Genomic DNA, 5229 nt, shown 5'->3' on the forward strand with positions numbered 1-5229 from the left:
CAGCGGCGGCGGCCGCAGCCGCAGCATCCGGGGACGCCGCCACCGCGGGCGGCACGACGACGCCGGCAGCCTCGGCCTCGCGGCGCTCTCGCCGGGTCATCTCGTGGTGCTCGGCGATCCACCAGGGCTCCGCGGGCGCGGACTCGGCCGTGCCCGGCTCGGGCTCGGGCTCGAGCTCAAGCTCGGGCTCCGAGGCGAACTCGGTCGCGGGCTCTGCCTGCTCGATCGCGGACTCAGGCTCGCCCGTCAGCTCGGACCCGGGCTCTGCCTGCTCGATCGCGGACTCAGGCTCGCCCGTCAGCTCGGACGCGGTCTCTGCCTGCTCGATCGCGGACTCAGGCTCGCCCGTCAGCTCGGCCGCGGGCTCGGGCTCGGGCTGCTCGATCGAGGGCTCGGACTCGGACTGCTCGACTGAGGACTCGGAATCGGGCTCGACCAGGTCGACTGCGGGCTCCGGCGCGGACGCGTCCGCGTCCGCAGACGGATCAGGCGCAGCAGCCGCAGCAGGGACCACAGCATCCGGGAGGTCGAACGCACGCGTCTGCGCGTCGTCGGCCGCGTCGGTCGACGGGACGGGCACCTCCTCGGCGTCCTCGCCCGCGGCGGGCGGCAGGTCGACGTCGTCCCGGGACCCTCCGTCCGGGCTCGGGCCCTCGGCCCGGTCGTCGGACGCCGCCGGGGTGCTCCAGTCGAAGGACGACGGGAAGACGGGCTGCGGCGCGACGGCAGGCGTGATCAGGGCGGTGAAGGGTCCGGGCTCGTCCCGCGGCGCAGGGCCGGCCTCGGATTCCTCGACCGAGGCGCCGTCCGAGGTGTCGGGCTCGTCGCCGGCCCCCGCGGCCGACGGGTCGGCGGGCGGCACCGCAGCGGGCGGCACCGGCACAGGACGCGGCGCGACCGCCGGCGGGACCTCGTAGCGAGGAGGCGCGACGGCCTCCGACCGGACGGTCTCGTCCGCGTCGGGGACGCCCTCGTGCTCGACGGCCCCCTCGGCGGACGGCGTCTGCTCACCGGACGGCATCGGCTCACCGGACGGCATCGGCTCACCGGACGGCGTCGGCTCGGACGGCGAGGGCGGCGGCACCGTCCCGGCGAGCGCCGAGAGGTCGAGCGCCATCGGGTGGCCCGAGCTCTTCACGACCTCGGACTCGGCGGTGGGGGCGGGCGGCACGGTGAACGGCGCGGAGCGGACGGTCTCGGCCGAGATCGGCGTCGCCGCCGTCCGGAGGCCGGGCTCGGCCACGCCGTCGTCGGCAGTGTCTGCCTCGACCGAGCGGTCCTCTGCCGACACGCCGTCGCGCGGGCCGCCCTCGACCTGGCCGCCCTCCGCCAGGCCGTCGTCGTCGACCGGGCGGGCCTCGACCGCGTGGTCGTCGTCGACCGCGTCGTCGTCGGCGAACTGCGCCGCGAGCCAGTCGCCCGCGTCGAGCCCCGACGTGTCGTCAGCCGGCTCCCGGCCCGTCTCCTCGTCGTCAGACCCGCGGCCGTCGCGCGCGTCGTTCACGGCTGCAGCCCGAGGTCGTCCAGCCCGATGGCCGCGTAGTAGGGGTAGCCGGCGGCCTCGATGACCTCGCGGGCGCCGGTGCTGCGGTCGACGACGACGGCGACGGCCGCGATCTCCGCGCCCACCGCCTCCAGCGCCTTCGCGGCGGCCAGGGGCGAGCCCCCGGTGGTGGAGGTGTCCTCGAGGACGACCACCCGCTTGCCCTCGAGGTCGGGGCCCTCGACCTGCTTGCCGCGACCGTGGTCCTTGGGCTCCTTGCGGACGACGAAGGCGTCGTAGTCGCGTCCCGTCGCCACGCCCTGGTGCAGCACGGCGGAGGCGATCGGGTCGGCTCCCATCGTCAGGCCGCCCACGGCGAACACGTCGGGCACCTCGGCGATGAGGTCGACCATGACCTGTCCGATCAGGGGGGCGACGCGGTGGTCGAGGCTGACCTTCCGCAGGTCGATGTAGTAGCTCGCCTTCTTGCCGCTCGTGAGCGTGAAGTCGCCGTGGAAGACGGCCTCGGAGCGGATGTAGTCGATGAGCTGCGTGCGTGCGTCGGTCACGGTGACCAATGGTAGGGCAGGAGGCTCCGCCCAGGCCGGGTGCGCCTCCTGCCGGTAGCGTGGACGGCATGCGCGTCGCGACCTGGAACGTCAACTCCGTCCGTGCCCGAGTCGGCCGGGTCGTCGACTGGCTCGTCCGTGAGGACGTCGACGTCGTCGGCCTGCAGGAGATCAAGTGCAAGCCCGAGCAGTTCCCGTTCGACGCGTTCCGCGAGGCCGGCTACGAGGTCGAGCTGCACGGCCTCAGCCAGTGGAACGGCGTCGCCTTCGCGAGCCGCCTGCCGATGGACGACGTGACGATCACGTTCCCCACCCAGCCCGGCTTCGCCAAGGGGCAGGAGGGGCCCGACCAGCCGAAGGAGGCTCGCGCGATCGGCGTCACCGTCGAGGGCGTCCGCCTCTGGTCGCTCTACGTGCCGAACGGCCGTGAGCTGGGCGACCCCCACTACGACTACAAGCTCGACTGGCTCGCCGCCCTCGCCGCCGAGACGGAGGCCTGGATCGCCGAGCGACCCGACCAGCCGCTCGCGCTGATGGGCGACTGGAACGTCGCCCCGCTCGACACCGACGTGTGGGACGTCTCGGTCTTCGAGGGCCACACCCACGTCAGCCAGCCCGAGCGCGACGCGTTCGCCGCCTTCGAGCGGGTCGGCCTGACCGACGTCGTGCGCCCGCGTCTGCCCGAGGGCTACACCTACTGGGACTACAAGCAGCTGCGTTTCCCCAAGAACGAGGGCATGCGCATCGACTTCATCATGGGGTCGCAGCCGTTCGCGGACCTCGTGACGGACGCGTCGATCCACCGCGACGAGCGCAAGGGCGACGCCCCGAGCGACCACGTCCCCGTCGTGGTCGACCTCGAGCTCGACACCGAGCTCGACGACGACCGCCCGATGATCTTCTGAGGCGACCTGCCTGCCGAGGAGGCGCCGCCTACTTGAGCAGCGCCGCGACCAGCACCAGCAGGGGCACCGACCCGATCGTCGTCACGAGCACCGTGTCGCGGGCGACCACGACGCCGGTCTGGTAGCGCTGCGCGTAGTTGAAGACGTTCTGCGCGCTCGGCAGCCCGGCCAGGACGACCGCGACGAAGAGCTGGTCGTGCCCGAGGTCGAAGACGAAGGCGCCGAGCGACCAGGCGACGACGGGCATGACGACGAGCTTGAGGGCCGTGGCTATCGCGATGTCGGCCCGGCCCTCGCGTGCCTGCAGCGGCTTCGAGCCCGAGAGCGACATCCCGAACGAGATCAGGACGACCGGAACGGCCGCGCCGCCGACGAGCAGGAGCGGCTGCATGACGGGGTCGGGGATCTCGATCTCGAGCACGGCGACCAGGACCCCGAGCGCCGAGCCGATCAACAGGGGGTTGAGCAGGGGCCGCGCGACGGCGCGCCCCACGCTGCTGCCCCGGTTCGTGACCGTGTCCATCACCGTCAGCACGATCGGTGTGATGACGAGCAGCTGGTAGAGCAGCACGGGGGCGACGAAGGTCGCGCTGCCGAGCACGTAGGTCGCGACCGGCAGGCCGATGTTGTTGGCGTTGACGTAGGCGCCGCCCATCGTGCCCATGGTCGTCTCCGCCGCCGAGCGACGCAGGACGAACCTCAGCAGCACCACCGAGATCACGGCGGCGGCGAGGGAGGCGAGGGCCGACACCACGAGGAGGTCCGAGAACAGCACGTGCACGTCGGCCCGCGAGATCGTGGAGAAGAGCAGGCAGGGCGTGAGGACGAAGAAGACGAGGCGCGAGAGCACCTGGTGACCGGTCGGGCCGAGCAGGTCGATGCGTCCGACCACCCAGCCGGCGGCGATGATCACCCCGATGATCCCGAACCCGATCAGCACTCCGCCCATGTGCCCATCCTGCCCGACGCCTGTCGCGGGGCCCACCGCCTCCGCTGGGGCAGGATGGTCGGGTGACCTCCCTGCACGACGCCTCGGCCCACACGTTCGCCTCCGACAACTACGCGGGGGCGCACCCCGAGGTCATCGCGGCCGTCGCCGACGCGAACGGCGGCCACGTCGCGTCGTACGGAGCTGACCCCTACACGGCCCGGCTCTCCGAGCTCGCCGTCGAGACGTTCGGCGAGGGTGCCACCATCCACCCCGTGCTGACCGGCACCGGGGCCAACGTGGCCGCCCTACAAGCTCTCACTCCGCGCTGGGGCGCCGTCATCTGCGCCGCGACGGCGCACATCTACACAGACGAGGGAGGCGCACCCGAGCGGATGGGCGGCCTCAAGCTCCTCACCGTGCCCACGCCCGACGGCAAGCTCACTCCCGAGCTGATCGACCGGCAGGCCCACGGCTGGGGCGACCAGCAGCGACCGCAGCCGCTGGCCGTCTCGATCACGCAGAGCACCGAGCTCGGCACGGTCTACACACGGGACGAACTGCGCGCGATCAGCGACCACGCCCACGCGCTCGGCATGCGGGTGCACCTCGACGGCGCGCGCCTCGCGAACGCGGCTGCCTCGACCGGCGCGTCGCTGCGCGAGCTGACGCGGGACGCCGGCGTCGACAGCGTGTCGTTCGGCGGCACGAAGAACGGCCTCGTCCTCGGCGAGTCGATCGTCGCGTTCTCGCCGGAGGCCGAGGAGGGCATCACCTACCTGCGCAAGATGGACGCCCAGCTGCCGTCCAAGATGCGTTTCATCTCGGCGCAGTTCGTCGCCCTGCTCGAAGGCGACCTGTGGCTCCGTTCGGCCTCGCGGGCCAACGCCATGGCCAGGCGGCTGCGTGACGGACTCGCCGGGCTGGACGGCGTCACGGTGACGCAGCCCGTCGAGGCGAACGGCGTCTTCGTGGTGCTGCCGAGGGCGGTCGTCGAGCCGATCCGCGCGGTGCACCACTTCTACGACTGGGACCGGGCGTCGGGCGAGGTGCGCCTGATGTGCTCGTTCGACACCACCGAAGCCCACGTCGACGCGCTCGTCGACGACATCGCGGCGGCGATCGCCGCGCTCTGAGCGTCCGCGACGTCGTCGTCCGTCTCAGCGCCGGGCGGCCGCGACGAACGCGTCAGCGCCGGGCGGCCGCGACGAACGCGTCGATGAGCTCGACGCTCTTGACGCCCCGTGACGACTCCACGCCGGAGCTGACGTCGACGCCGACCACGCGGGCCCCGGCGGCCCGCAGCGCCGCGACGCGACCCGCGACGTTGGCGGGGGTCAGCCC

The 5229-nt window shown here is 73.0% G+C and carries 4 protein-coding genes and 2 pseudogenes; 2 read left to right on the forward strand and 4 right to left on the reverse strand.

The window, feature by feature from the left end:
- Positions 1-1504, reverse strand: a pseudogene (locus RWM17_RS11975) (hypothetical protein); the annotation flags it as partial.
- Entirely contained in the window at positions 1501-2052 is a 552-nt protein-coding gene (gene pyrE / locus RWM17_RS11980) for an orotate phosphoribosyltransferase (RefSeq protein ID WP_314103989.1), read from the reverse strand. The pseudogene RWM17_RS11975 and the gene pyrE, both read right to left, overlap by 4 nt.
- 68 nt (positions 2053-2120) lie before the next feature.
- On the opposite strand from pyrE, the gene RWM17_RS11985 reads away from it, so the two are divergent.
- Positions 2121-2957, forward strand: coding sequence for an exodeoxyribonuclease III (locus tag RWM17_RS11985; protein ID WP_123548606.1), 837 nt, complete (start codon positions 2121-2123; stop codon positions 2955-2957).
- A 28-nt stretch (positions 2958-2985) separates the two neighbouring features.
- On the opposite strand, the gene RWM17_RS11990 is transcribed toward RWM17_RS11985, so the two are convergent.
- The gene (locus tag RWM17_RS11990; protein ID WP_314103992.1) at positions 2986-3906 is read right to left on the reverse strand and encodes an AEC family transporter; all 921 of its coding nucleotides are present in this window, start codon (positions 3904-3906) and stop codon (positions 2986-2988) included.
- A 62-nt stretch (positions 3907-3968) separates the two neighbouring features.
- Between RWM17_RS11990 and RWM17_RS11995 the strand changes: the two genes are divergently transcribed.
- Positions 3969-5021, forward strand: coding sequence for a low specificity L-threonine aldolase (locus tag RWM17_RS11995; protein ID WP_314103994.1), 1053 nt, complete (start codon positions 3969-3971; stop codon positions 5019-5021).
- Between the two features lie 52 nt (positions 5022-5073).
- Here RWM17_RS11995 and RWM17_RS12000 read toward each other — a convergent pair.
- Positions 5074-5229, reverse strand: a pseudogene (locus tag RWM17_RS12000) (hypothetical protein); the annotation flags it as partial.

The organism is uncultured Frigoribacterium sp., assembly GCF_963515265.1.
GTDB lineage: Bacteria > Actinomycetota > Actinomycetes > Actinomycetales > Microbacteriaceae > Frigoribacterium.

Excerpts from the sequence above, each read along its gene's own strand:
- RWM17_RS11985 (WP_123548606.1), top strand. The coding sequence starts at position 2,121 with ATGCGCGTCGCGACCTGGAACGTCAACTCCGTCCGTGCCCGAGTCGGC.
- RWM17_RS11990 (WP_314103992.1), bottom strand. The coding sequence starts at position 3,906 with ATGGGCGGAGTGCTGATCGGGTTCGGGATCATCGGGGTGATCATCGCC.